The organism is Erythrobacter sp. A6_0, from assembly GCF_017744235.1.
In the GTDB taxonomy this organism is placed as follows: domain Bacteria; phylum Pseudomonadota; class Alphaproteobacteria; order Sphingomonadales; family Sphingomonadaceae; genus Qipengyuania.
In genome coordinates this window covers 307,730-333,210 of sequence record NZ_JAGHQR010000003.1, presented here as the reverse complement: position 1 = coordinate 333,210, position 25,481 = coordinate 307,730, and the positions used below count along the sequence as shown (strand labels likewise).

Genomic DNA, 25,481 nt, shown 5'->3' with positions numbered 1-25,481 from the left:
ACAAGGAGAACGATTTTTATGGATATCCGCGTCTCGGGCCATCAGATCGACACCGGCGCCGCCTTGCAGGACTATGTGTCCGACAAGCTGCAGGCCATGGTGGAAAAATACTTCAGCCGTGCACTCAGCTCGCACGTCACATTCGGCAAGGCCGGGTCCGGCGCCTATTCCAGCGATATCGTCACGCACGTCAACAAGGGCCTTATTCTCAAGAGCCATGGCGAAGCGCATGACGTCCACCAGAGCTTCGATCAGGCGCTGAGCAAGATCGAAAAGCAGCTGCGCCGCTACAAGCGCCGCGTGCAGGACCGGCACAGCCAGGCCGCCCACGCTCTGGCGGAGGAAGAGGCTGCGTACACGATCTTCGCCGCGTCCGAGCCCGAACAGGCCGAAGAGCGCGAGGAAGATAGCGCGCCCCCCATCGTGGCGGAAACCACTGCCGACATTCCCGAAGCCACCGTGGCCGACGCAGTCATGATGCTCGATCTGCGCGATACGAGCGCGCTGTTCTTCAAGAATGCGGGCTCCGGGCGGCACAACATGGTCTATCGCCGCCGCGACGGAACGATCGGCTGGGTCGAACCGCGCCGCGCCGATTGATGCGCAGAGCGGCTTGCACCCGGTAGGCGATCCGGGGCACGGGGAGAGGGAAATGGACGAGACCGCACCGCCCTCCCCCAATGCGCCAACCGCTGCAGGCGCCGAATCGCATTACCGCGCGCTCGAACGCCTCTACGCTTCGGCCCCCGTCAACGCCCTGTTCGCCTCGGAACTGACGATCGAAGGCGAAGGGCGCGCCCGGATCGGGTTCGACATCACGCAAGACGTTTTCCATGCTGCGGGCGCAGCGCATGGGACGATCTATTTCAAAATGCTCGACGATGCGGCCTTTTATGCAGCCAACACGCTGGCGACCGATCGATTCCTGCTGACGACCTCGTTCAACCTGCATTTCACCAAGCCCGTGCGTGGCGGGCGCGTGGTGGCGGAGGGGCGCTGGGTCAGCGGGCGGCGGCGCGTGTTCGTCGCCGAATCGCGTCTGGTCGATGCGGAAGGCGAGGAAGTGGGACGCGGTACGGGCACTTTCATGCGCTCGCGCATCGCGCTGTCCGGCCTGCCCGGCTATTCGCAGTGATCCGATGAGCGATAATCGCCTGCCCGCCCATGTCGAAATCGCGGGCATGATCCGGTCGGTCCAGGCGGCCGGGGGCTTTGCGACCGTGCTCCACAAGGGCGAGCGGGACGCGGGCGCGATTTGCGTGATTGCGACGCATAATGGCCACAATTCAACGCTTTGGGAGCGTATGCCGCAGCTCGATGGCTCAAGGAAATTCGTGGCGACGAAAACACAAGATACTGAAAATAAAACTGATTTCGAAGAATATCTGGCGCGGCGCCTCCGCCAGGATCCCGATTCCTGGCAGATCGAACTGGATATCGAAAACGCCGAACGCTTCATCGCTGTTTGAGCACCATATCGAACGCACGGGTTGACTCGGTTTCGAATGTGACTAGTTGGCCGCCGACTTCGCTTGCGTAGGCGGCTGTTGGACATGGGGTTCGGTAGCTAGCACGCAGTCGGGGAATGGCCGGCAGGCCCGTTACGGATCGCTCAACGACGCTATCAAGGCGCGAAGGATCCCAGCCTGCGACAGGTATTCACCGCCGAATGTATCGGTTTCATGTTCAAACGATCGCTTACCGCGGGTGCGGGTATCACTGCCGCCGCCCTTCTTACTTTTGCCGGGATACAAAGTTCCGGTGCCGTGGCGCAGGAATCGGATTCCGCCCCGGCGCTCACTCTCGAAAACCCGGACGTGACGGACGAAATCGTCCCCGCAACCGCCCCGGTCTTCATCGAGAAGGAAGTGGCCCAGCCCCTTCCGGAACAGCCGACAGATGCCGTGCTCGAACTTCCCTCCGACGACGATGCCCCCCGCGCCGCTAGCTTGCGCGAACTCGTCGCCGAGACTCCCACCGACGGTGCGCTTTCCGAAGAGCTGCAATGCCTTGCCGGTGCGGTCTATTTCGAATCGCGCGGCGAACCGCTCGACGGCCAGCTCGCCGTGGCCAAGGTTATCATCAATCGCGCCGAATCGGGCCAGTTTCCCGAAAGCTACTGCTCGGTCGTGCATCAGCGCTCGCAATTCTCCTTCGTGAAGAACGGCCGCATGCCGCAGCCGCGTACGTCCAGCGCCGCCTGGACCCGCGCCAAGGCCATCGCCCGGATCGCGCATCGCGACCTGTGGGATAGCGAAGCCGACGACGCGCTCTATTTCCACGCCAAATACGTCCGCCCCAGCTGGAGCCGGACCAAAGTGGCGCGGGCCACGATCGATTCGCATATTTTCTACAGGTGACCCTCAAGCCCCGGGCGCGAGCCGTCCGGCTCGCTTGGCTACGGCCTAACGGTCGGCACGCGGTCGCTGATGCGACCGACCGCAATCAGTGTTCGTCTTGGAATTCCACCCAGACGGGCGTGTGATCGCTCGATTTCTCGCGCCCGCGATATTCCTTGTCGACACCCGCCGCCGTCATTCTGTCGGCGAGTTCGGGCGACAGGAGCAGGTGATCGATCCGGAACCCGTGGTCGCGTTGCCAGGCGCCTGCCTGATAGTCCCAGAAGGTCCATACGCCGCCGCGCGGGTTGAGTGTGTCGATCGCGTCGGTCCACCCGTCCGCCAGCATACGGGCGTAGGCATTGCGCGATTCAGGCTGCATCAGCGCATCGCTCGCCATGGCCTTGGGCGACCAGACATCCTTGTCCTCGGGAATGACATTGTAATCGCCGACCAGCGCGGTGGGAATTTCCTGTCTCCAGAGCGAGGCGGCATGCGTTCTCAGCCGCTCCATCCAGCGCAATTTGTAATCGAATTTGGAGCCGGGAAGCGGATTGCCGTTGGGCAGGTAGATGCAGCCCACGCGGATTCCATTTACCTCGGCTTCGAGATACCGGGCGTGATCGTCCTCGGCATCTTCGGGGAAGAGTTCGGGCAGGCCGCGCCGGGTCTCAACCGGCTTTACTCCATCGGCCAGGATCGCCACGCCATTGAAGCTTTTCTGCCCGTGCCAGATCGCGTGATAGCCGATCTCTTCAAATTCGGCTGCCGGGAAGCCTTCGTCCTGCGTCTTGATCTCCTGCAGGCAGGCGACCGTGGGCCGCGTCTCCGCGAGCCATTCCTTGAGACGCGGCAGTCGCGCCTTGATCCCGTTGATGTTGAAGCTGGCAATGCGCATCGGGACCGTCTGCCCGAAACCGGCCTACGCGTCTAATTCAAATGCCGAAGCTGGTCCCGCAACCACAGCCGGCAGCCGCTTGCGGATTTTCGACGCGGAACGCCGCCCCACCCAACGATTCGACGAAATCCACCGTGCTGCCTGCAACGAGGTCGAGGCTGACCGGATCGACGACCAACCGCACGTCGCCCGTTTCGCTGACGCTGTCATCGCTCTCGGCTTCGGGGGCGAGGCCGAACTTGTACTGGAAGCCCGAACACCCCCCGCCTTCCACGGAAAGGCGCAGGATCGCGGGCGCGCCCTGCTTGGCGGCGATGGCCGCGACGCGGTCGGCGGCAGCTTGGGTCAGGGAGAGCGGTTCGGACATAGTCCCGATGTAGGGAGCCGAAGCCCTCCCCTCAAGCGCATCTCAGGCGGTCTGGATATATTGCCGCATCTGCGCCGCTTCGTGTTCGACCTGATCTATCTTCGATTTGACCAGATCGCCGATGGAAATGAAGCCGCACAGGGTTTCTCCGTCGAGGACGGGAAGATGCCTGATACGCCGCCTGGTCATCAGCGAAAGCGCTTCGTCCACATCCGTGGCGCGGTCGACCGTGATGGCGGGCGCGGTCATGGCTTCGCGCACCGGCCGGTCGAGCGCAGCGGCACCTTCCTTGGCGAGGCAATACAAGACGTCGCGTTCCGAGAAAATGCCCGCGACCCGGCCTTCCTCCATCACCGGCAGAGCCCCGATGCGCCGGTCCGCCAACAGCGCGACTACATCGCGCATGGGCCTGTCCACCGTGCAGCTCACGATTTCCGAACTCGCCCGTCCCTCGATCAAATTCGCGATATTCATTGCCGCTCTCCTCACCCGCTTCGGGCGTGAGAATGCCACGATTGTTTACGAAACGCGAATCGCGGTACATCCGGCCGGTCTTGCGCGCATTCGGAGGAACGCGCATTGAAGCGCTCATGGCTCGCAAGTCTCCCCTCGAAGACCCCGAAACCGCCGCCTTCGCCTGGGCGCGCTATCGCCGCATCATGTGGTTCATGCTTGCGATCACGATTGGCGTGGTCGCAGTGGCGATCGCCTTTCTCTACGATGGCGAGAGCGAGGCGTCGGTGCATTACTATATCGCGGTGGCGCTGGGCATCGGCTTCACGATGCTGCTGGCGAGCGCGCTGATGGGCCTCGTCTTCCTGTCGGCCGGAACCGGCCACGACGATTCGATCGACGAATAAGACGCGTCAGATCAGTCCCGCCAGCGGACTGGAGGGATCGGCGTATTTGCGCGTCCCCATCCGGCCCGAGAGATAGGCGTGCCGTCCAGCTTCGACTGCCAGCTTCATGGCCTGCGCCATGCGGACCGGATCCTTCGCTTCGGCGATGGCGGTGTTCATCAGCACGCCGTCGCAGCCCAGCTCCATCGCCACTGCCGCATCGCTCGCAGTGCCGACGCCCGCATCGACGAGAACGGGCACGCTAGCCCCTTCCTTTATCAGGCGAATGGTCACGCGGTTCTGGATGCCGAGGCCCGATCCGATCGGCGCGCCCAGCGGCATGACTGCAACGGCGCCCGCCTCTTCCAGCTGCTTCGCCGCAATCGGATCATCGACGCAATAGACCATGGGGAGGAAGCCCTCCTTCGCCAGCACCTCGGTCGCTTTCAGCGTTTCGCGCATATCGGGATACAGCGTACGCGCTTCGCCCAAGACTTCGAGTTTGACGAGATCCCAGCCCCCCGCCTCGCGCGCGAGACGAAGCGTGCGGATCGCATCGTCGGCGGTGAAGCATCCGGCGGTATTGGGGAGGTAGGTCACCTTCTTGGGATCGATGAAATCGGTCAGCATCGGCGCCTTGGGATCGCTGACATTGACGCGCCGCACCGCCACGGTGACGATCTCCGCCCCTGAGGCTTCGAGCGCGGCTGCGTTCTGGGCGAAATCCTTGTACTTGCCCGTTCCGACGATCAGGCGCGACCGGAACGTGCGGCCCGCGACGGTCCAGCTGTCATCCTGCACGTCATGGTCGCCGCCGCCGACAAAATGGACGATCTCCAGCGTGTCGCCTTCTGCCAAGGCATGCTGTTCGAGTTCGCTGCGTGGCGCGATGGTGCCGTTGCGTTCGACCGCCACCTTGGCAGGATCGAGTTCAAGCTCGCGAACGAGATCGGCGACGGTGGCTGCACTGGTGCGGCGGGTTTCGCCGTTGACGGTCAGGGAAAGAGGCTGGGTCATCACCCGCGCGACATAGGCCTCAATGCGAATGGCGCAAGTTGAGGATATGGCCGAGCGAGACCAGCGCGACGCCGATGATGGTCAAAATCGCCTCTTTCTCACCATGCGGCACGGCCAGAGCACCACCCATGAAGGTCAGCCCGGTCATCGCAATCACGAAGGGCGCGGCCTTGCGATGGCGCAACGCACCCCAGCCGATGGCCACTGCGGCGATCAGCACGGCAAAGACGAGGCCGATGCGATGGATATCGGGGTTGAGGAACAATTCGCCCCCAATGCCGAACCCTGCGCCCAGCCCCGCGACGATCATGATGCTGACCACGCAATGCAGCGCGCACAGACCCGAAAGCGCAATGCCGGCGCGATCGAGCCGACGCCGAAACGGAGAGATCGGGCGTTCCACCATGAGCGCTCAAGTATGTGACAATGTAACATAATGCAAGGGGTGCTGACGTTTTTTCGCTGCATTGCCGAGCCGGGTCTTGCACGCAGGAACGCACTTGGTGCTGCAAATGCACTTGCGATGCGCCGCCGCGCGCAGCAAACAGCGCCCATGTCGATTTCATCGCGTTCCATCTCGCCTGCGCGCCCGATCGCGATCGCCAATTGGTTGCTGGTGGTCGCTGCCTTGGTGGTTCTGATGGTGGCAGTCGGCGGCATCACGCGCCTGACCGAAAGCGGACTGTCGATCACCCAGTGGAAACCGATCACCGGGGCGATCCCACCGCTGAGCGAGGCGGCCTGGCAGGCCGAGTTCGACCTGTATCGCCGCACCGGGGAATACATCAATGTGACCGGCCCGGCGGGTATGGATCTGGCGGCGTTCAAATTCATCTATTTCTGGGAATGGTTCCACCGGCTGCTTGGCCGGGTGATAGGTATCACCTTCGCCGTGCCGCTCGCTTGGTTCTGGATAAAAGGCGCTATTCCGAAAGGGTATAAGCACCGGCTCGTCGCGCTGCTTGCGCTGGGCGGTCTACAGGGCGTGTTCGGTTGGTTCATGGTCAAGAGCGGGCTGGCGGGCACGATGACCGATGTGAGCCACTTCTGGCTGTCCATCCATTTGCTGACGGCATTCTTCACTCTGGGCGGACTGGTGTGGACCGCGCTCGATCTCCGGCAATTGGCCAACCGCAGCGCGCCGCGCTCGCTCTGGACTGTCACGGCGAGCTGGGTGGGCGCGATCCTGTTCGTTCAGCTCCTGCTCGGCGCTTGGGTCGCCGGCCTTAACGCCGGGCTCGCTTCCGACACCTGGCCCTTGATGCAGGGGCGGCTGGTGCCGGAATTCGACGCGACAGGGGGCCTGTTTCACGCGATCACGCACGATCCGTTCCTGATCCATTTCCTCCACCGCTGGTGGGCATGGGTTGCGTTCGTGGCGCTGATCGTGATGGCCCGGCGGGTGAAGCCGATCGCGCGCCCCGCTTCGATCGCGATGAATGCGCTGCTGGGGACGCAGATTCTGCTCGGTATCGCGACGGTCGTCAGCGGAGTGGATCTCTGGCTGGCAGTGGCGCACCAGGTTGTGGGCGCATTGCTGACTGCAACCTTCGCATGGAACGCACACGCATTGGGCCGCAAGACCTGATCTCAAGCCTTGGGGTATTATTATACCCCATCTAGCATCCCCGGATTTGCTTGACTTGCGCGCAATCCAGAGCCATTTGCGCGCCGCATCGCGATATCCGGCTGGTCCGGATTCGCTGCTCCACGGACTCGGCTTCGCGCCGGGGCCAAGCAACATCAAGGACGGAACAGCGCCATGAAGGCTCTCACCAAGGCCACCCGGTCGATCAAGCCGGCAGAGGTCGAAAAGAAATGGCACCTGATCGACGCCGAAGGGCTCGTCGTCGGGCGCCTAGCGGCGATCATCGCCAACCACCTGCGCGGCAAGCACAAGCCGAGCTTCACGCCCCATGTCGATTGCGGCGATCACGTCATCGTCATCAACGCGGACAAGGTGAAGTTCACCGGCCGCAAGATGACCGATAAGATCTATTACAAGCACACCGGCCACCCGGGCGGCATCAAGGAAACGACTCCGGCCAAGGTGCTGGAAGGCCGCTTCCCCGAGCGCGTGCTGGAAAAGGCCGTGCAGCGCATGATTCCGCGCGGGCCGCTTGGCCGGGCGCAAATGAAGGCGCTCCACCTCTATGCCGGGACCGAACACCCGCATGACGGCCAGCAGCCGCAGACGCTCGACGTCGCTTCGTTGAACCGCAAGAACAAGGCTGCCGCATAATGGCCGACGACAACACCACGCCCGACACCACCGCGTCCGAAAACGCCGCCGACACGACCGCAGACGCCGCGACCAAGGGCGCGACGAGTGAGAACGAGGGCGCCGACGCGAAGAGCAGCGTCTCCGACCTCGCCGATCTCAAGGACATCGCCGGCGATACGCCGCAGGGCGATTCCGCCGAGATCGCGCAGCGCGCCGACGTTCCCCTGCGCGAGCAGGAGCTGGACAAGCAGGGCCGCGCCTACGCCACCGGACGCCGCAAGGACGCCACCGCGCGCGTCTGGCTGAAGCCGGGCAGCGGCAAGGTCATCGTCAACGGCAAGGACCAGGAAGTCTACTTCGCGCGTCCGACCCTGCGCCTGATCATCAACCAGCCCTTCTCGATCACCGAGCGTGAAGGCCAGTACGACGTGATCGCTACCGTGCGCGGTGGCGGTCTGTCCGGCCAGGCCGGTGCCGTGAAGCACGGCATCAGCCAGGCGCTGACCAAGTACGAGCCGACGCTGCGTGGCACCGTCAAGGCCGCCGGCTTCCTCACCCGCGACAGCCGCGTGGTGGAACGCAAGAAGTACGGCCGGGCCAAGGCTCGCCGCAGCTTCCAGTTCTCGAAGCGCTAAGTCAGCGATCTATCGATCACCGAGGAAGGGCGGTTCCGAAAGGGGCCGCCCTTTTTCGTGGGCGATCGAGAGTCGGGGGTGAAACCTGTCGCTATGCGGCGTCAGTTCTGGATCGCCATGATGCCCCAGGCGAGCGCGGTGCCGCCAAGGAAAATAGGCCAGGACCAGAAAAAGGACTGGTCCATAATCTGCATCTGTTCGATCGCGAGCGTTCCGCCCATGCCGCCGCCGTGCCCGATGAACAGGGCGGTGATCCACGCCAGAAGCGCGCCGCAGGGCAATGCCTTGATGAGTTCGGTCATGTCCGGCCTCCATTAATACGGACGCCTACCATGCCGCGGAATGGTTACGATTCGATTGAGCCGACAGGCTTCAATGCACCGGCGGATCGGTGCGGGGGACCTGATTGACCGGAGCGACCGGCTCGCCCGGCTGGCGCGGCGGCATCGCATCTTCGGGCACATCGTCGATCTGCATGTCGCGCGTGCTGACATCGCCCAGATTGCGAGCGCGCACCGTCAATGTCTCACCATCCCAGCGCAATTCGTTGAAGCTCGGCGGAGTGGAGCGCACACGTTGCGACAGCGTGCCGGCTCCGATCATCCGCACCGGACCGTGGACGGTCTCCTGCGTCAGATCGAAGGGATCGTGGACATGGCCGCTCAGCACGCCGAGAACCGGTCGCTGGGCAAGAGCGGTCAGAGCCTTCTGCCCGCCATGCGTCAGCGCCGTGCCCTTCGTACCGACCTCGCGCAGCGGATGGTGGACGGCGACCAGGGCCTTCACGCCCTCGGGAAGGGCATCGATGGCGTCGAGGCACTTCGTCAGCGCCGCATCGGTGATCCAGCCTTTCGACCAGTTGAAACGCGGTTGGGCGCGGACAGCGGTCTTGAGCGGCACGATCGCGAGGCCCGGCAGGTCGAGCTCCTTTTCGACCACCGATTCGACGCCCTTGAAGCGCTTGTAGGGGGTGAAGAAGCGCTCGATCAGATTGAAATAGGGCAGGTCGTGATTGCCGACCTCAACCGTGATCGGCACATCGAGCGAGCGGATCCATTGCGTGGCCGCTTCGAATTCGCGGTGACGGGCGCGCATGGTCAGATCGCCGGTGATCGCAACGGCATCGGGCCGCTTCTCCGCGATCTCCCGCTTGACCCAGGCGATCGCATCGGTGTCTTCCAGCCCGAAATGCACATCGGAGACATGGAAGACGAGCGTTTCGCGGCGGTTTCGGGCGGGCGAGAGATCAGTAGCCATGGGCGGTTGCTAGCAGATCGACTTCGCACGCGGCCACGGAAAACGTGGCGCGCGATCCAAGGGTTGCGGGTTCGCCGTCCAGCAGAACTCCGATCGGAGCATTCTCGCAATTCTCCAGCTCCAGCTCGTCGAACAGTCCCAGCCGTTCATGCGGCCCTTCGCGAAAGCGGCGGCGCAGCAGGGCCCAACCCTGACGCAGGAAATCGCCGGGATCCTGAGCCCGATAGGCGTCGAGTTGCAGGCCGCGATGGCTGGGTGTGAATTCGATCATCGGATAGCCTTCGCGCGAGCCCAGTTCGGGAGTCCTCAGACGCACGAACGCCCCGCCCGTCGTCTCGGCCAGCGCCTCGCCGGTTTCCTCGGCGAGAGCGGCGATATCGAAATCGCGCATCGCTTCGCGCACGCTGGCCCACGACGTTCCCGGCCCGCTCAACAGCCCGGCCAGAGCGTCGCCTGCTTCGCACCGGACGACTTGTGGTCGAACCTTCCGGAAAGCGCCGCTTGCGATCCGGTCGAGGATTTCTTCGCACTCGGCCTCGCCATGCATTCTCCGGCTGAGCAAGTTCATCGTTCCGCCGGGCAGCACGAGGATCGATCCCGACCAACCATAAAGCCCGGTGATCGCCGCATTCAGCGTCCCGTCTCCGGTAAAGACGGCGAGGCAATTGATCCCAGCCGCGTCCAGCTCGCTCGCCGTCGGCAGATCCTCGTCAGGAAAGCAGATTTCGCGCGCCAGAGAGAGGTTGCGACGCTCGCAGTGGTCGCGCAGCTCCGCAATCGCGCCGTCTTCATTGCTGCCGCTGCGTGCGTTGAGGACCAGCCAGATGGTGTCGATCGGAGCCATAGAAGCCAAGCGCTTCATTCACGCGCCGGTTCCGGGCGCAGAGGCGATAACCCTCTGAATTAGATCGAACGCTCGGTCACATCCGGCCTGTCAGCAGCGCCCAGGCGCTGCCGATATTGCACAGGCTATAGATCGCGTAGACCCAACCGATCCCTCCATACCCCTCCGCCAAGAGCAGCAGCGTCGCCAGCAGGACCGCGAATTCCACGATCAGCGAGGGCGGTCCGAACCGCCCCGGTCGCAACCATGCCATTCGCTCCAGGATCGGATGGCCGCTTTCCAGCACCGCCTTGTGGGCGGCGAAATTGGCAATCCCCAACAGAAAGACGAGCGCGAACAGCATCGACGAAGGGGATAGGCGCGTCGTTGGCGGATCGCCAGAGGTCGTTCGTCCGCGATCATGCGCAACCGATCGGAAGACAGCCGCACCCGTCGATAGCGAGATGCGACTACGATCGTAAACGCCCATTACTCGGTCTGCGGCGCGCCTCCCCCCCTACGTTCCGGGCGCGCCGCAACCCAGGAGGATAGTATGAAAACGCAATTCGTCCCTCTCTCATCCGCAATCGCAGCGTTCAGTTTGGCTCTTACGGCCAGCTCTACCCCCGTTGTGGCGCAGAGCATGAGCATCGGTGTCCAATATTCCGATCTCGATCTCACCAGCCCGCAAGGCCAAGCGACGCTCGATAAGCGGATCGCCGGTGCTGCGCGCAAGATCTGCGGCTATGATGAGCAGCGCAGCGGCACGCGGATCGCCAGGAATTCCAAAATGCGCGCATGCGTAGCCGAAGTGAAAGCCAAAACGGCGAAGCAGGTCGCCGCCGCCACGCAGGAGCGGCTATTGGGCGGCTGATTCATCGGTGCGCCGATCGCCTTTTCAGCCAAGTCAGACCTACCGCAACAGGATATCTCGCTTCTTTTTCTCATGCGAAGAGTTTGCTCGCGCGATCGGGAGAGCCGAATTATCTTAAGCGACGGCGACACGCGATCAGCCGTGATCTAACCCTCGGTAATGTTGGTGATCGATGGTTCAAAGTCGGAAGAAAGCAAGCAGCCAAGGAACCCTTGTCAGGTCATTACTATACGCTTATGCCGCGCGGAAATTTCTCCGCATGTCCGCGTCCGCCGCATTTGGGCATTGGCTCCTTGCTTTTTTCGGGAATAAAAATGATTAAGTTTGGTGTCGTAGGTTGTGGCCGCATTTCGAAGCGCCATCTTGATTTGCTTGGGGGCGGTGAGATCGACGGCGCGCAACTTGTCGCCATATGCGATATTGATAGCCAGAGGCTGGCCGAGGCCAAGGCGAAGTACGATGTGGCCGCCTATGACAGCCTAGAACGAATGTTGGGTGACCCGAATGTCGAGGTGGTGGTCGTGCTTACTCCCAGCGGAATGCACGCCGAACATGCCATCCTCTCTGCCCGGGCTGGCAAGCATGTCATTGTCGAAAAGCCGATGGCGTTGCGGCTGGATGATGCCGATGCGATGATCGCAGCGTGTGACCAAGCGCGTGTGAAGCTTTTTGTCGTAAAGCAGAATCGACTGAACGTACCGGTCGTAAAGGCGCGTGAAGCGCTCGAGGCGGGCCGCTTCGGGAAACTGGTTCTCGGCACCGTCAGGGTACGTTGGCGCCGCGACCAGAGTTATTATGATCAGGATAGCTGGCGCGGAACTTGGGCGCAGGACGGCGGAGTCCTTGCTAATCAGGCGAGCCATCACGTTGATTTGTTAGAATATTTTATGGGCAATGTCGTCTCGGTTCACGCCCGCGCCAGTCGGACACTTGTGGATATCGAAGCGGAAGACACCGCGATTGCCACTTTGCAGTTCGCCAATGGCGCGCTGGGTGTCATCGAAGCGACCAATGCCGCGCGTCCGCGAGATCTAGAGGGCTCATTGTCAATTTTGGGAGAGGGTGGAACAGTGGTGATCGGCGGTTTCGCGGTCAACAAGATGGTGACATGGGATTTTGTGGAGCCGCAGTCGGATGATGCCGAGGTGCTGGACAAGTACTCCGTCAATCCACCGAATGTGTACGGATATGGGCATCAGGCCTATTACGAACATGTCCTCGATTGCCTGAAAAACGACGCCGCAGCATTGGTTGATGGGCTGGAGGGGCGGCGTAGTCTTGAGTTGATCACCGCGCTTTACGAATCAATCGAGACTGGGCTTGAGGTGCCGATTCAGTTCCGCTCGCGGCATGCTCGTTTGGGCGGTTAAATTATGGCCGGTACTGTGAGGCTCATCGAAGCTGCCGTTCGTGACATTGCCACTGGTAGAGGTGTGACCGTGGTAGAGCCGGGCAATCTCTACGAATGCGAACTTGGCGACGGCGTTTTCGTCGGTCCTTTTTGCGAAGTGCAGCGCGGAGTTAGCATCGGTGCGCGGACCCGCGTTCAAAGTCACAGTTTCGTTTGTGAGCTTGTGACCATCGGCGCCGATTGCTTTATCGGACACGGAGTGATGTTCGTTAATGACCGTTTTTCCGGAGGTGGTCCCGCCCGGGGCGATATGAGCAAATGGGAAGCGACCGTAATCGGCGATAGAGTTTCGATCGGTTCCAATGCCACCATCATGCCGGTCACAATCTGCGATGACGTCGTCATCGGTGCCGGTGCCGTCGTGACCAAGTCGATCGACGTGCCCGGCAGCTATGCCGGCAACCCAGCGCGTCTCTTGCGCCGCGCCTGATCCTTCAGATTCGGAGACCTTTCATGCCTGTGCCTTTCGTCGACCTTTATGCGCAATATAGTTCGCTGAAGGATGAGATCGACGCCGCTATCGCGCGGACCATCGCCAACAGCAGCTTCGTGCGCGGCCCCGATGTCGAGGCCTTCGAGGCCGAATACGCCGAGCTGATGCAGGCGAAGCACTGCGTGTCGGCCGCAAACGGTACCGATTCTCTCTACATCGCGATGCATGCGTTGGGCTTGAAGCCGGGGGACGAGGTTATCGTGCCCGCACAGACCTGGATTTCGACTAGCGAGACCATCGGACAGCACGGCGCCAAAGCGGTGTTCGTCGATATCGATCCCACTACTTCGACGATCGATCCGAATCTGATCGAGGAGGCAATTACCGACCGAACCGTCGGCATCATCCCTGTTCATCTGTATGGCCAAGCAGCCGACATGGATCCGATTATGGAGATCGCAAAGCGACGTGCCTTGTGGGTGATCGAGGATTGCGCGCAAGCACACCTCGCGACCTATCGGGGCCAGCAGGTCGGTACATTCGGCGAGATTTCTTCTTGGTCTTTCTATCCTGGCAAGAATCTTGGCGCGATGGGCGATGCGGGTGCGGCGACGACGAGCAGCGACGACCTGGCGCGAAAGATGGCCCGGTTCGCGCGGCATGGCGGGATTAACAAGGGCGACCACGAGATCGAGGGTATCAATAGCCGTCTCGACGGGCTTCAGGCGGCCATACTCAGAGTGAAGCTGCCGCACCTCGCCGACTGGACAGAGCGTCGGCGCGCGGTCGCGGCACGCTACGACAGGTTGCTTGCCGATATACCCAGTATCACGACGCCGACGGCGGCAGATGGGCGGGGGCATGTCTACCACCTCTACGTGATCGAAACGGACGAACGGGATGCCCTTCAATCCGCGCTGAAGGCGCGTGGCGTGCCCACGGTCATCAACTACCGCCGGGCATTGCCATTCCTTCCGGCCTATGCCGATCGTGGTCACACGGCCGACGATTTCCCCGTTGCGCACCGGTTGCAAGAGCGGATACTTTCGCTGCCGATCTATGCGGAACTGAGCGAGGCGCAGCAGGACGAGGTTGTTGCTGGCGTACGGGACGCAATGAACGTCGAAAAATGAGTAAACCGTCCATTTATGCGATTCCAGTTCTGGGCCGCTATGGTCTGGCGCACGGACTACTGGCTTGGGCGCGTTGCCGATTGTGGTGCGAACAGACCGGAGCGACGATGCTCGCGCCGTTCTGGTTAAGGCCACGGATCGGGCCTTACTTGCGTCGCGAGCGCGACAAGCGAACCTATTTCAAATTGTTTGGCCGCGGGAATGCGGTTGCGGGACTGCGACGGCTTATGGTGCTGACACGAGCACGCCGGATCAAGATCGGACCCGAATGGCCGGGATCGGTTATCGATCGAACTCAATTGGGGGAGGAACCGGTCCTCGTTTGCGTGCACAATGCGGTGAAGGACAATGAGAGAAAATCCTTCTCACAGGTAATTGGGCACGGGGCTTTCCTGCGAAAGGAGCTCCTTGCGATGACACGGCCTCGATACCGGCCTTCGCGCCCGTCTGCGCCATTCATCGCAATTCACGTCCGTATGGGGGATTTCAAAAAACCGTCGGGTGACGTTGCCGCAACAATGACGAACACGCGCCTACCGATCGATTGGTATGGTGATCGGCTCGACGCATTGCGCGATGCGCTTGGCTTCGATGTCCGCGCACTCGTTTTTTCGGATGGTTCCAGTGCTGATCTTGCACCATTACTTGAACGTCCAAAGACAATGAGGGTACCCCCGCAAGAATCCGTAACGGACCTGCTGCAAATTGGTCATGGCGTCGCGCTGATCGCATCGGGCTCGGGCTTCAGCCTTTGGGGCGGATTTCTCGGCAATGTGCCCCGGCTCTCATATCCTGGGCAGGCGATCCTACCAATATATACCGATCGTTCACGCGACATTGAGGCCGGATACGGCACGAAGATACCACTTGCATTCGTCGACCACGTGCGGGAGCGCTTAAACCTGCCAGAAACTATTCTTACATGATCCGCAACATCGTCACAGTGATGCGCGGCACCGTCATCGCGCAGGCTGTGGCGGTCCTGATCCTGCCGGTCCTCACACGTCTGTTCGACCCGGCGGCATTCGGTCATCTCCAGCTCTATTTGTCCGTGCTGACGATGTTGATCGTCTTGCCCAGCCTTCGTTACGATATTGCGATTTTGCGTGCCGAGGACACCGAGCTTTCCTCGCTGCTTAGTCTCTGCTTCCGGGCTAATATTGTTGTAACGGCATTCCTTCTGGCGGTGGCCTATGGCGGAGCGGCCCTGTTCCCTGATAGCTGGTTGGCGCAGTCGCCTTTTCCGTTGTGGACACCGATTGCGGCGATGGTAGCGACCAGCGTCGGCCAAGTGCTGCTTTACGTCGCGATCCGGGACGAACGCTTTTCCGTGAACGCCAACAGTAAGATTGCACAAGCCGTCAGCTATGCTGGAGTAGGTGTCGCACTTGGCGTGGCGCGTATCGGCAATAGCGGTCTCGTCTTCGCCGATTTCCTCGGGCGTATTGCAAGCCTCGCTTGGCTTTATCGCTGGATGCGCAAGCGCGCTCCGATGAGCCGGATCGGTCGCGTGTCGATCCGCGCTGTAGCCACTCGATATCGCGAATATCCGCTCGTCGCGTTACCCGGGTTCATCATAAACTCCGCTGGCGTCACAATCACGCCAATCATGATCTATGCGACCTTCGATGCGAACGCTGCGGGTCAATACGCGCTGGTCGATCGTGTCTTGTCGCTTCCCGTCGCCGTGGTGGCGACATCGGTGTCGCAGGCCTTTATGGGACAGCTCGCTACCGCGATGCGCAACGGAACCGAAGCGAAGACGCATTTTCTCAGTGTCATACGATGGCTGGCGCTCATCGGCATCATCCCGACCGTGCTGGTCATCCTGCTCGCTCCGACGGCGTTCGTCCTGCTTTTCGGGAGCGAATGGGAGCTCGCCGGGACGTTGGCCCAGGTTCTGGCTCCGGCCACATTCGTCGGGCTGGTAACGGGCGGCGTGAACATGACTCTCAGCGTGGTGGGGCGACAAAAGACCCAAATGGCTTGGGACGTCACGCGGCTGACGGCTCTTATCGGCCTGTGGGCGGCTGTTCCTATCCTGAATCTATCGGTGGTCGTCTCCGTGGCGTTGCACAGCGCGCTGCTTGTGATTGCCAACATCGTCTTCCTCATTCTATGCGCACACGCACTGAAACATCCGCTGAGCGCCCCCGCGATCGCGCCCGATCCGCTACTTGTTGAGAGCGACCCGAAATGATTCGTATTGTCGATTACGGGGTTGGCAACATCGCCAGCCTCGTCAACATGTTCGGCCATTTGGGCTTCGACGCGGTTCCCACCGACGATGCAACAGCGATTGCTCGCGCGGATCATTTGGTCCTTCCCGGAGTCGGCGCGTTCGATCATGCCATGCGCGAACTCGCGGCACGCGATCTGGTGGCGCCCTTGCACGATGCTGTCGCGCGCGGTGCCAACATGTTGGGGGTGTGCCTCGGTATGCAGCTGCTTGGTCGATCGAGCGAGGAGGGCACCCTGCCTGGATTGGGGCTGATCGACGCGGTAACCGTGCGGCTTCCTGCGACCGGGCAAGATGGAAGCAAACTGGCAGTTCCGAATATCGGTTGGCATCTGGTCGACAAACCGCGCGTTTCGCCGCTACTCGATGATACCGCGCGAGCCGGGCGCTTCTATTTCGTACACAGCTATCGCATGGTCTGCGCCGATCCGGACGATGTCGCGGGCACGATTTCCCGCGGCGGCGAAGACGTGACGGTCGCAGTTTCGCGCGATACACTTCATGGAGTGCAATTCCATCCCGAGAAGAGTCACCGCCACGGTATGCTCCTACTAGAAGCGTTTGCTCGGCTATGAGCGATATCGCCCGCCCCCGTTATATCCCCGTGCTGCTGCTTGATCGTCATAGGCGGCTGGTGAAGACGGTCGCGTTCGGTGAGCGCACCTATATCGGCGACCCCTTCAATGTCATTCGCCTGTTCAATGAGAAGGAGGTGGATGAGCTTTGCATTCTCGACATCGACGCGGGGCGGGACGGATACGAGATCGATCACGGCTTCGTCGCCGAGCTCGCCGGCGAATGCTTCATGCCGCTCGCTTACGGCGGAGGCCTTCGTGACGTGCGCCAATGCGCACCGCTCGCACGGAACGGAGTCGAGAAATTCGTGGTGGGTGCCGGTGCGACCGATGCCGCGCTCATTGATGCGCTGGCGAGCGTCTACGGTTCGTCTTCGGTGGTGGCCTGTGTCGATCATCGCGACGGGCGTGCTTTTGTGGATGGCGGGCAGCACGACACGGGGCTTTCTCCGCTGGACCTCGCGCAAGCCGCCGTCGCAGCGGGCGCGGGAGAAGTTATTCTGCAATCGATCGAGCGCGACGGCGCGCGAACAGGGATGGATCTAGCAATGATTGCGAAGGTCGCGGACGAGATTCCGGTTCCGCTCATCGCGCTGGGCGGTGCAGGCGAGGTCGCCCATCTCGCCGAATCCATCGAGGCTGGCGCGGCGGCAGGCGCTTCGGGCAGCACCTTCAGCTTTATCGGGCGGCTGCGCGCCGTGCTCGTCACCTACCCGGAAGATTTAACGGACAGTGCAGGCGGCGGCTTATGATTTCAGCGGCAGGCGATAAGGTCGATCTGAACCCCATTACGACGCCGCTCGGGAATGCGGCGATCTGCAACTTTTGCGTGATGACCGAAGGTGTCGAGGGTGTTTCCATCGGGCCGGACGGGCAGTGCAATTGCTGTAAGGATGCGCTTGCGCGCATGCCGAGTGAATGGTGGCCGGGGGCCGAGGGCGAACGGCGCATGGCAGCTCTCGTCGCGCAGCTGAAGGAAGAAGGGCAGGGCAAACGGTACGACGCGCTGGTCGGCCTGAGCGGCGGTATCGACAGCGCTTATCTCGCGCATCTGATGGCGACCCGCTACGGCTTGCGTCTGTTGGCGGTACACGTCGATGCCGGTTGGAACAGCGAACCTGCGGTTCATAATATCGAGAAGCTGGTCCGCGCGCTCGATCTCGATCTCGTGACGGAAGTCATCGAATGGGGCGAGGTGCGCGACGTGCAGCGTGCGTTTCTGCGGGCTAATGTCCTCAATCAGGATTTCCCTCAGGATCACGCTTTCTTCGCCACTTTGCTGCGGGTCGCGCGGCAATACGACGTGCGCAGTTTCCTGTCGGGCGTGAATTTCTCATCGGAAAACCTTCATATTCCGCATGACGGGCCGAGCTCTACGGACGGAAAGCACGTGCGCGCGGTCCATAAGGCTTTGGGCGAGCAGCCGCTCAAATCCTATCCAATCATGACGATGGCCGAATATCTCTGGACGACGCGCGTCCGCGGCCTGCCCAGCCGTTACCGCCCCCTTGATTTCGTCGATTACGACAAGGAAGCCGCTCGGCGCGAACTCGAAGCGCACTACGCTTGGCGCGACTATGGACCCAAGCATAGCGAGTCGCGGTTCACCAAATTTTATCAAGAAGTGTATCTTCCGCGCAAGCTGCGCTTCGATAAGCGGCGCCTGTTCTATTCGTCGCTCATCGTTGCCGGACAAATGATGCGCGACGAGGCCCTCGCAGAACTGTCGACGCCGATCACTACGGCGCGGCAGGCGGAACGCGACACTCGGTTCGTCGCGAAGAAGCTGGAAATGGACCCGAGCGAGCTCGCCTCTTTGATCGACGCGCCGACTATGCCGCATGACACGTTCGACAGCGACAAAAGGATGAGCGATCGCATGATGCGCCTGCGCAGCGCCCTTCGGCGAGTGACGGGATGGGTCCGGCGATGACAATGACCACTTCGGATCGAGGTCTCCCCCTTCCGCTGCGCCACGCGCTGAACGGAGGCGTCGCGGCCTTCTATGGGTTCTTCCTAATCCTAACGTATCGCGAGCTGTCGAAGACTTGGGGATATCTCGGCTTCTGGTACACGCCGCCGGAACCGAATGTCACAGGACTATCGGTAGTAGCGGCGGGGCTATTAGGGTCCTTGTTGCCGGCGCGCAGCTGGACAGTGGTCGGGTTTGCTAAATGGGTGCTGTGCTTCCTCCTGTTCATTCCCGCCGTAACGATCCCGCCGCAGCAGGGGACCTTGCTCACGGACGACCTTCTGCTGCTTGAAACCCTGACGCTGGTGTCAGCGGCTGCCTTCATCGCGTTTCTACGCGATGGAGCGCCGTTTCCGCCGCTGCGCATTTCCCGGCAGGCCCTATGGCAGGGAGTGATCGCCTGCTGGATACTCGGCAATGTGGCCATTCTCGCAGTCTTCGGCCAATCGTTGAGCCTCGCGAGCCTCGAAGAGGTGTACGATCAACGCAGCAGGACGTCGGGTCTGGGTGGCGCCGCCATCGTATATGTCATGGGGTTCTTGAGCGGCGCAGTGAATCCGTTCCTGCTCGTCATCGGCCTGGCGCAACGGCGCTGGTCATTGGTGGCCATGGCACTGGCCGGTCAGCTTCTTATCTATTCCACTCTTGCCGCCAAAGTGGTTCTGGGCTCAACGCTGCTTACTGTCGGTACCTTTATGGCGTTTCGTCACGGCCGTGTCGTGTTTCTGCGCATCAGGGCAGCGATCCTGGCATTCGCGATCATGGGGCCATGGATCACTGCGCCGAGAGTGCTGATGGGTGGTCTCGTGGGCGCCCTGTCGGATCTCATCTATTTCCGCATCCTCGTGCTGCCGGGAGCACTTGTGGGCATCTACAGCGAGTTCTTTTTAAGCTATCCAACAACGAAATTGTCGCACTCGCTGATCGGGCGGGCATTCTCGACCTATCCTTACGGAGATGAATCCGTCGGGCAGGTGATCGGCCGATACGTCACGCCTACGCTGGGCGCTGCAAATAATTACAATGCAAGTTTCATTGCCGCGGATGGCATCACTGGCTTCAGTACCTGGGGCGTCCCGGTGATCTTCCTCTTCGCCGCAGCTTGGCTATGGTTCATGTCGCGGATGGTGGGGCAGAATAATCGTCGGATCGTCTGCGCCATGCTTATGCCATTCGTCGCATCTCTCGCCGACGCATCTCTCTTCACCGCCATCCTTACCAATGGCGGCGCCGCGGCAGCCCTGCTGCTTTATTTCTACCGTTCAGCAGAAGATACCCAATTCCGAAGTACGGCCGCACCAAGCATCTGACCAAGGCTGCAAGATTTTCGCTGGCCTAAACTGACGCTTCGAAATCGATCATAGCGATTGAGTTCCAATCGCGCACGGTTCGCTCGACGGCAGAGCGTTGGAGGTCGGTCAGGTAATCGCGATTTAGAACCGGACGATGATCCGGATAGCTTTCTTGCCACTGAGTGCCCCAGCGAGTCTTTTCGGCTATGGCGAGGGGCGGGAACTCTTCGTAGCAGGCGGCTACATTTGAAAGGATCGCCTGCGCTTCCTTCGGATCGTAAATTTGTCCTAAATCATCGAAGCGCGCGGCATACTTTCGCATGACGCTTTTCATTTTGGCACGCCACGTGTGGGGATGATCACCTGCGGGCGCGCCGGCCAGCATCTGGCGCAGCGAAGGATCACCGCATCCGTCTGGATAATTGTCTTCCACGATCCACCAGCGAATTCCCCACGATCGGAGCAGATGCAACCGCGCCAAGTGATTGATATGGTCGTCCTCGAACACGCAAGTGGTCGTCGGCGGAAATGCAGAGAGATCCTGATATGTAAGATCGATTGTCGAATATTCGATGTTCGGCGATGTGAAAATACGGTTTTCGGGCACCGGATCGATCGACATGATGCGAGCGTTGGGAAGCGTCTGTTCCATCAACCAAGCAGTCTGTCCTTTCCACGCACCTGACTCGATGATGTGGGTCGGGCGATTTTCGCGGAGAAAGCACCATAGCCCAAACAATTGCGGCAGCTCGCACCCGCCGGAATTGTTTTGAATAGGACGCGAAACATAGAGTGGCCAAAACTGTTGGAACAATTTGTCGTAATTGCGGTTTTTCTGAACTTTCTTCATGCTTTGGACCCTATAATGAGATGGTCAAGATTGGAAGCCAAGTTGCTTCACGGTCTTCTTTTACCTGTCCGCGAGTTCTTTCAAATATTTTCCGTAATCACTGTTCGGCATTTTCGCTGCCTCGCGACGCACTTCGGCGGTGTCGATCCAGCCGGCTCCAAGCGCGATTTCTTCCGGACATGCGATCATCAGTCCCTGTGTCTGTTGCACTGTGGCGATGAACTGACCGGCGCTCAGCAGGCTGTCGGGCGTTCCAGTGTCCAACCACGCGTAGCCGCGCCCCATGATGCTTACGCTGGCTTGTTCCGCTTCGAGATACACGCGGTTGAGATCGGTGATCTCGAGCTCGCCACGCGGCGACGGCTTCAGATCGCGCGCGAGGATCGGTGCCTGACCGTCGTAGAAATAAAGGCCGGTAACGGCATAGTTGGAGCGCGGCTGGGCCGGCTTTTCCTCAAGCGACAGTGCGTTGTAGTCGGTGTCGAACTCGACCACGCCGAAGCGCTGGGGATCTGGCACATGATAAGCGAAAAGCGAACACCCTTGCTCGCGTGCGTCCGCCTGCGCCAATAGCGCGCCGAACTGGTGCCCGTAAAAGATATTGTCGCCCAATACCAAGGCCGACGGCCCATCGGCGACGAAATCCGCCCCGATGATATAGGCCTGTGCCAACCCCTCGGGCTTCGGCTGCACCGCGTATTGGATATCGAGCCCCCACTGCTCGCCGGTTCCGAGCAATTGGCGATACAGCGCCGTGTCGTCGGGGGTGGAGATGACCAGAATCTCGCGAATTCCCGCCAACATCAAAGTGGTCAGCGGATAGTAGATCATCGGCTTGTCGTAAATCGGCAGGAGCTGCTTCGATGCGACGCGGGTCATGGGATAGAGGCGCGTGCCACTTCCCCCCGCCAGGACAATTCCTTTGCGATCCGTCATGATTGCTGCACTCACGTTATGATTTGAAGAACTGAATCACGCTCGCCGCGATCCGCTCCGCATCGTCCTCGCCGAGCTCGGCAAATAGCGGAAGCCTTACAAGCGTGTGCGAGAAGCGATCGGCATGTGGCGTTTCCGGGCCGGCATTATCTATGAAGAAAGGACTGGATCGAAGAGCCTGATAGTGAAACGTAGCGTATATGCCGTCCGCTTTCAAATGGTCCAATAATGCGCTGCGTGTTTCCAGATCGGGGCAGAGCAGGAAGAACATGTGGGCATTGTTGGTCGCATATTCGGGAATGGCGGGGAGTTCGAACGCACCTGCGCGCGCCAACGGCTCCAGCATCTCAGCATAGCGATGCCACGCTGCAAGGCGCCGTGCCTGAATCGCATCGATATCCTCCAGCTGCGCCAGCAGGAAGGCAGCGATCATCTCCGAAGGTAGGTAGGATGAACCGAGCGACACCCAGCCGTATTTATCCACTTCGCCCCGGAAGAAAGCCGATCGGTCGGTGCCTTTTTCGCGAACGATCTCTGCCTGCAGCACCCGATCGGCGCGATTGACATGGAGCGCGCCGCCTTCGCCCGCGATGATGTTCTTGGTCTCGTGGAACGAGAAGGCTCCGAAATCGCCCAACGTCCCGAGCGGCTGCCCCTTGTAAGACGACGCGATACCCTGCGCGGCATCCTCGACCACGAACAGGCCATTCTGATCGGCGAGTGCAGCCAGCGCATGCATATCGCACGCGACGCCTGCGTAGTGGACCGGCACGATCGCTTTCGTCCTGGGAGTGATGAGCGAAGCTACGGAACCCGGATCCATATTCGGATGGTCCGCGTAGCTATCGGCGAAGCGGATAACCGCGCCACGCAGCGCGAAGGCGTTGGCAGTCGAGACGAAGGTGTAGCTCGGGACGATCACCTCGTCGCCCGGTTGGATGCCGCAGAGCAGTGCCGCAGCTTCCAGCGCATCGGTGCAGGAAGTGGTGAGGAAGGCTCTGCCCGACCCCAGCAGCGCTTCAAGCATCGTTTGACAACGCTTGGTAAACGGGCCGTCGCCCGACAGTTTGCGCGCAGCCAGCGCTTCCGCGATGTTGGGCGCCTCGCGTCCGGTCAGATAGGGTTTGTTGAAGGGAATCATGCAAGTCTCGAATACGTCATATCAAAGTGTCGCTAATTCGGCGGATCGACGAGATGGCAGGAGCTGGAACTTCATCTACAAAAGAGGCTGAGTCGATGAGAACGCTACCTTCGCCGGCGAGAACTTCGACACCCCCTTCCGACAGAGCGATCACACGCCCCGGAATACGTCCGACGTAGTTCGGGGCTTTGCCTAGCGATGCCTTCCAAACAATAAGCGGCTTACCGTTGAGTGTGGTCCGCGCGCCAGGGTACGGGTATGAGGTTGCTTTAATGAGGTTGACGATCTTAAAAGCGGGTTGCGCCCAATCTATAACGGCATCGGTCGGCAACCACTTGCAACAATACGACGCCTGCGAATGATCCTGTTCAGTTTCCATGACTGTTCCCTGAGCAATTTCTTCCACATGAGATTCGATGAGTTCCAAGTAACAATTCGTTACCTTAGCTATTACATCGCTTATATAATCGTTTTTTTCGACGAGCACTTTCTTCTGACCAACGATGGGTCCCTCATCGACTAGCGCTCCAATACGAAAAAGGGTGGCCCCGACCTCGCTCTCACCGTTAATCATAGCCCATACTGTGGGAGCGAAGCCGCGATAGCGAGGAAGAAGAGAATCGTGAAAAATAAAAAAACCGTTTGGAAACGAATCGTAGAACGATTCCGAAATCATGTAGCGCCACGAAATGCCAAACCCGAAGTCTGGGCGGAATTCGGCAACAGTGGCGAGGTTTTTCTCGCTGTCGACCTTCTTCGCTTCGATAAATCGCGCGCCTGAGATAGCGCAAAGCGTGGATATATCTTCAAAAAACGGCGGTTCCCATGCTTCTTCCCGAAAACTGAAAACAAGAAATTCGGCGTTTGGGTATTTTTTAAAGAAATGCTTGCAGCAAGCCAAGCCACGTGCTGTTGCACAAAGCAGAACAATTTTCATTTGACTGACCTGGTTATCGGCGCGCTGGCAACTCTTACAAATGCGTCCGCTTGTGCCTTAGGCGAGCAATGTTCGAGGCCTATTTGGCGTGCACGTTGTGAGCCGGTTTCGGCGCGACTGCGATCCCAAGCCAGCGTCGCAGCTATCGCAGCAGCAAGGCTGCCGGCGTCACCAAGTGTGGCAAATATTCCCGTAATGTCGGGCTCAATCAAATCAAGTGCGACCCCGACCGGAAATGATACGACGCGCGTCCCGCTCATCACCGCTTCGTTGATCATCATCGGTCCCGAATCTTCAATCGAAGGGCTAACGAAAACGTCGGCAGCGGCGTAGACTTGCGCAAGCGTGTCCGGTTTGAGCAACCCGAATTGGCGAACCGAATAACCATAGCCGACCAAGGCTTCGAACGGTGCTCCGTCGCCAGCGACGAGTAATGACGGCAGCATATCGGGCGGGGAGCGCTGCGCTAGGCGAATCAACGCTTCCTCCAACAAGGCCATCCCCTTGCGCGGGTCACGATGATCACGCGCACCGAAGAAAACAGCCGGACGCGACATCTCAATCCCCAAATTCGCGCGAAGCGTGGCGCGTTCGCGTGGCGCGAACGTCTCGGGTGACACGCTGAGCGGTATGATCTCAATCGGGGTATCGCGAAACAGTACCGACGCGCGGGCTTGATTAGCCAGCCAAGTGGAAGGGGCAACGACCGTAGCGTTCATCTCTGCGAGGGCAGCGCGCTTCTCGCGTAAAGTTCGCACCGACCAATCATTTGGTCCAGCGCCCAAGCGCAAGGCAGGGCAACCGCCGCATAAAACCTCATAGTTGCTGCATTCCCAAGCGTAGTGGCATCCGCCGGTAAAGGTCCCCATATCCATCAATGACCAAATTACATGCGCATTGTTGTCCTTCGCCAACCTCGCTATCGCAGGGAATGACAAGAAATCCGTCAGGGTGTGAGCGATAATCGCATTTGGCCGCCAGTTCTTGCGCCTAATGGTAGAGGCTACGGTTTGCGATGCGCCGGGCACATCATGCCGCTGATTGCGAAAATAGAAACGCGGCCGTGTTGCAGTTCGGAAAACAGCTTTCGATGCCGTGCGTGCGATCATGGCAGACCGTGCGCGATGAACTGTAATTCCTTCGCCACCGTCGCCGTGCCCCACGACCATATGTGAGCGATGGCCTTCGTCCAAAAGGGCGCGATGGATGCGAACTGCCGCGATGCCTGCTCCACCGCGATCGGTTGCGGTCAAATGAAGAAAGGCGCGATCGTTGCTGGTCATGATAGC

Annotated in this window: 32 protein-coding genes; 18 read left to right on the top strand and 14 right to left on the bottom strand. The window is 60.5% G+C overall.

From position 1 onward, the window contains the following. Positions 1–18: 18 nt before the first annotated feature. From raiA to J7347_RS10445, 4 genes are all read left to right on the top strand, one after another. Positions 19–600 carry a ribosome-associated translation inhibitor RaiA gene (gene raiA / locus J7347_RS10460; RefSeq protein WP_209161979.1) on the top strand — a complete coding sequence of 194 codons (582 nt, stop codon included), beginning with the start codon at positions 19–21 and terminating at the stop codon, positions 598–600. A 52-nt stretch (positions 601–652) separates the two neighbouring features. After that, positions 653–1,135: a PaaI family thioesterase gene (locus J7347_RS10455; RefSeq protein ID WP_209161978.1), complete on the top strand. Its 483-nt coding sequence runs from the start codon at positions 653–655 to the stop codon at positions 1,133–1,135. A 4-nt stretch (positions 1,136–1,139) separates the two neighbouring features. Further along, a complete protein-coding gene (locus J7347_RS10450; protein ID WP_209161977.1) occupies positions 1,140–1,469 on the top strand; it encodes a DUF1491 family protein in 330 nt (109 codons plus the stop codon). A gap of 213 nt (positions 1,470–1,682) precedes the next feature. Then, a complete protein-coding gene (locus J7347_RS10445) occupies positions 1,683–2,360 on the top strand; it encodes a cell wall hydrolase (RefSeq protein ID WP_209161976.1) in 678 nt (225 codons plus the stop codon). An 85-nt stretch (positions 2,361–2,445) separates the two neighbouring features. Here J7347_RS10445 and xth read toward each other — a convergent pair whose 3' ends face one another. Genes xth through J7347_RS10430 form a run of 3 tightly spaced genes read right to left on the bottom strand, consistent with a single transcriptional unit; the run spans position 2,446 to position 4,078 of the window. After that, a complete protein-coding gene (gene xth / locus J7347_RS10440; RefSeq protein WP_209161975.1) occupies positions 2,446–3,237 on the bottom strand; it encodes an exodeoxyribonuclease III in 792 nt (263 codons plus the stop codon). Positions 3,238–3,274: 37 nt separating this feature from the next. Beyond that, the gene (locus J7347_RS10435) at positions 3,275–3,604 is read right to left on the bottom strand and encodes an iron-sulfur cluster assembly accessory protein (protein ID WP_209161974.1); all 330 of its coding nucleotides are present in this window, start codon (positions 3,602–3,604) and stop codon (positions 3,275–3,277) included. A 42-nt stretch (positions 3,605–3,646) separates the two neighbouring features. Then, positions 3,647–4,078 carry a CBS domain-containing protein gene (locus J7347_RS10430; RefSeq protein WP_209161973.1) on the bottom strand — a complete coding sequence of 144 codons (432 nt, stop codon included), beginning with the start codon at positions 4,076–4,078 and terminating at the stop codon, positions 3,647–3,649. Positions 4,079–4,194: 116 nt separating this feature from the next. Here J7347_RS10430 and J7347_RS10425 point away from each other — a divergent pair, with 116 nt between their 5' ends. Then, complete coding sequence (locus J7347_RS10425; RefSeq protein ID WP_067684938.1) at positions 4,195–4,464, top strand: hypothetical protein; 270 nt, start codon at positions 4,195–4,197, stop codon at positions 4,462–4,464. Between the two features lie 6 nt (positions 4,465–4,470). Here J7347_RS10425 and thiS read toward each other — a convergent pair whose 3' ends face one another. Beyond that, a complete protein-coding gene (thiS, locus tag J7347_RS10420; protein WP_209161972.1) occupies positions 4,471–5,460 on the bottom strand; it encodes a sulfur carrier protein ThiS in 990 nt (329 codons plus the stop codon). 19 nt (positions 5,461–5,479) lie between these two features. Beyond that, positions 5,480–5,866 (bottom strand): MerC domain-containing protein, encoded by a 387-nt coding sequence (locus J7347_RS10415; protein WP_209161971.1) that lies wholly within the window; start codon positions 5,864–5,866, stop codon positions 5,480–5,482. A 147-nt stretch (positions 5,867–6,013) separates the two neighbouring features. On the opposite strand from J7347_RS10415, the gene J7347_RS10410 reads away from it, so the two are divergent. From J7347_RS10410 to rpsI, 3 genes are all read left to right on the top strand, one after another. Further along, positions 6,014–7,048 carry a COX15/CtaA family protein gene (locus J7347_RS10410; protein WP_209161970.1) on the top strand — a complete coding sequence of 345 codons (1,035 nt, stop codon included), beginning with the start codon at positions 6,014–6,016 and terminating at the stop codon, positions 7,046–7,048. 174 nt (positions 7,049–7,222) lie between these two features. After that, positions 7,223–7,702, top strand: a complete 480-nt coding sequence (gene rplM / locus J7347_RS10405) for a 50S ribosomal protein L13 (RefSeq protein ID WP_067684944.1) — start codon at positions 7,223–7,225, stop codon at positions 7,700–7,702. Then, positions 7,702–8,319, top strand: a complete 618-nt coding sequence (rpsI, locus tag J7347_RS13330) for a 30S ribosomal protein S9 (RefSeq protein ID WP_245173999.1) — start codon at positions 7,702–7,704, stop codon at positions 8,317–8,319. Before rplM ends, rpsI begins: the two co-directional genes overlap by 1 nt. Before the next feature lie 101 nt (positions 8,320–8,420). Here the strand turns inward: rpsI and J7347_RS10395 are convergent, their stop codons facing one another. The 4 genes from J7347_RS10395 to J7347_RS10380 all read right to left on the bottom strand — a co-directional run bounded on the left by J7347_RS10395 (position 8,421) and on the right by J7347_RS10380 (position 10,763). Next, entirely contained in the window at positions 8,421–8,621 is a 201-nt protein-coding gene (locus J7347_RS10395) for a hypothetical protein (RefSeq protein WP_067684946.1), read from the bottom strand. Positions 8,622–8,691: 70 nt separating this feature from the next. After that, the gene (locus J7347_RS10390; RefSeq protein WP_209161969.1) at positions 8,692–9,576 is read right to left on the bottom strand and encodes a metallophosphoesterase; all 885 of its coding nucleotides are present in this window, start codon (positions 9,574–9,576) and stop codon (positions 8,692–8,694) included. Beyond that, positions 9,566–10,420: an acylglycerol kinase family protein gene (locus J7347_RS10385; RefSeq protein WP_209161968.1), complete on the bottom strand. Its 855-nt coding sequence runs from the start codon at positions 10,418–10,420 to the stop codon at positions 9,566–9,568. The genes J7347_RS10390 and J7347_RS10385 overlap by 11 nt, the downstream gene beginning before the upstream one ends. A gap of 76 nt (positions 10,421–10,496) precedes the next feature. Next, a complete protein-coding gene (locus tag J7347_RS10380; RefSeq protein ID WP_209161967.1) occupies positions 10,497–10,763 on the bottom strand; it encodes a hypothetical protein in 267 nt (88 codons plus the stop codon). A 189-nt stretch (positions 10,764–10,952) separates the two neighbouring features. On the opposite strand from J7347_RS10380, the gene J7347_RS10375 reads away from it, so the two are divergent. From J7347_RS10375 to J7347_RS10330, 10 genes are all read left to right on the top strand, one after another. Next, positions 10,953–11,273, top strand: a complete 321-nt coding sequence (locus J7347_RS10375; protein ID WP_209161966.1) for a UrcA family protein — start codon at positions 10,953–10,955, stop codon at positions 11,271–11,273. A 314-nt stretch (positions 11,274–11,587) separates the two neighbouring features. Next, positions 11,588–12,643, top strand: coding sequence for a Gfo/Idh/MocA family oxidoreductase (locus tag J7347_RS10370; RefSeq protein WP_209161965.1), 1,056 nt, complete (start codon positions 11,588–11,590; stop codon positions 12,641–12,643). A 3-nt stretch (positions 12,644–12,646) separates the two neighbouring features. Next, a complete protein-coding gene (locus tag J7347_RS10365; protein ID WP_209161964.1) occupies positions 12,647–13,114 on the top strand; it encodes an acyltransferase in 468 nt (155 codons plus the stop codon). Between the two features lie 23 nt (positions 13,115–13,137). Next, complete coding sequence (locus J7347_RS10360; protein ID WP_209161963.1) at positions 13,138–14,250, top strand: DegT/DnrJ/EryC1/StrS family aminotransferase; 1,113 nt, start codon at positions 13,138–13,140, stop codon at positions 14,248–14,250. Beyond that, positions 14,247–15,176, top strand: a complete 930-nt coding sequence (locus J7347_RS10355; protein ID WP_209161962.1) for a hypothetical protein — start codon at positions 14,247–14,249, stop codon at positions 15,174–15,176. The genes J7347_RS10360 and J7347_RS10355 overlap by 4 nt, the downstream gene beginning before the upstream one ends. Continuing rightward, positions 15,173–16,450: an oligosaccharide flippase family protein gene (locus J7347_RS10350; RefSeq protein WP_209161961.1), complete on the top strand. Its 1,278-nt coding sequence runs from the start codon at positions 15,173–15,175 to the stop codon at positions 16,448–16,450. The genes J7347_RS10355 and J7347_RS10350 overlap by 4 nt, the downstream gene beginning before the upstream one ends. Beyond that, complete coding sequence (gene hisH / locus J7347_RS10345) at positions 16,447–17,064, top strand: imidazole glycerol phosphate synthase subunit HisH (protein ID WP_209161960.1); 618 nt, start codon at positions 16,447–16,449, stop codon at positions 17,062–17,064. Before J7347_RS10350 ends, hisH begins: the two co-directional genes overlap by 4 nt. Then, positions 17,061–17,816: a HisA/HisF-related TIM barrel protein gene (locus tag J7347_RS10340; RefSeq protein WP_209161959.1), complete on the top strand. Its 756-nt coding sequence runs from the start codon at positions 17,061–17,063 to the stop codon at positions 17,814–17,816. Before hisH ends, J7347_RS10340 begins: the two co-directional genes overlap by 4 nt. Further along, positions 17,813–18,997, top strand: a complete 1,185-nt coding sequence (locus J7347_RS10335; protein WP_209161958.1) for an N-acetyl sugar amidotransferase — start codon at positions 17,813–17,815, stop codon at positions 18,995–18,997. Before J7347_RS10340 ends, J7347_RS10335 begins: the two co-directional genes overlap by 4 nt. Next, a complete protein-coding gene (locus J7347_RS10330; RefSeq protein ID WP_209161957.1) occupies positions 18,994–20,346 on the top strand; it encodes a hypothetical protein in 1,353 nt (450 codons plus the stop codon). The genes J7347_RS10335 and J7347_RS10330 overlap by 4 nt, the downstream gene beginning before the upstream one ends. Positions 20,347–20,371: 25 nt before the next feature. Here J7347_RS10330 and J7347_RS10325 read toward each other — a convergent pair whose 3' ends face one another. From J7347_RS10325 to J7347_RS10305, 5 genes are read right to left on the bottom strand one after another with little or no spacing between them, the layout of a single operon-like run. Beyond that, complete coding sequence (locus J7347_RS10325) at positions 20,372–21,178, bottom strand: hypothetical protein (RefSeq protein WP_209161956.1); 807 nt, start codon at positions 21,176–21,178, stop codon at positions 20,372–20,374. 60 nt (positions 21,179–21,238) lie between these two features. Continuing rightward, positions 21,239–22,114 (bottom strand): glucose-1-phosphate thymidylyltransferase RfbA, encoded by an 876-nt coding sequence (gene rfbA / locus J7347_RS10320; protein ID WP_209162100.1) that lies wholly within the window; start codon positions 22,112–22,114, stop codon positions 21,239–21,241. 16 nt (positions 22,115–22,130) lie between these two features. Beyond that, positions 22,131–23,255 (bottom strand): dTDP-4-amino-4,6-dideoxygalactose transaminase, encoded by a 1,125-nt coding sequence (gene rffA, locus J7347_RS10315; RefSeq protein WP_209161955.1) that lies wholly within the window; start codon positions 23,253–23,255, stop codon positions 22,131–22,133. 16 nt (positions 23,256–23,271) lie between these two features. After that, positions 23,272–24,192 (bottom strand): formyltransferase family protein, encoded by a 921-nt coding sequence (locus J7347_RS10310; protein WP_209161954.1) that lies wholly within the window; start codon positions 24,190–24,192, stop codon positions 23,272–23,274. Then, positions 24,189–25,475, bottom strand: a complete 1,287-nt coding sequence (locus tag J7347_RS10305) for a glycosyltransferase (RefSeq protein WP_209161953.1) — start codon at positions 25,473–25,475, stop codon at positions 24,189–24,191. The genes J7347_RS10310 and J7347_RS10305 overlap by 4 nt, the downstream gene beginning before the upstream one ends. Positions 25,476–25,481: the final 6 nt, after the last annotated feature.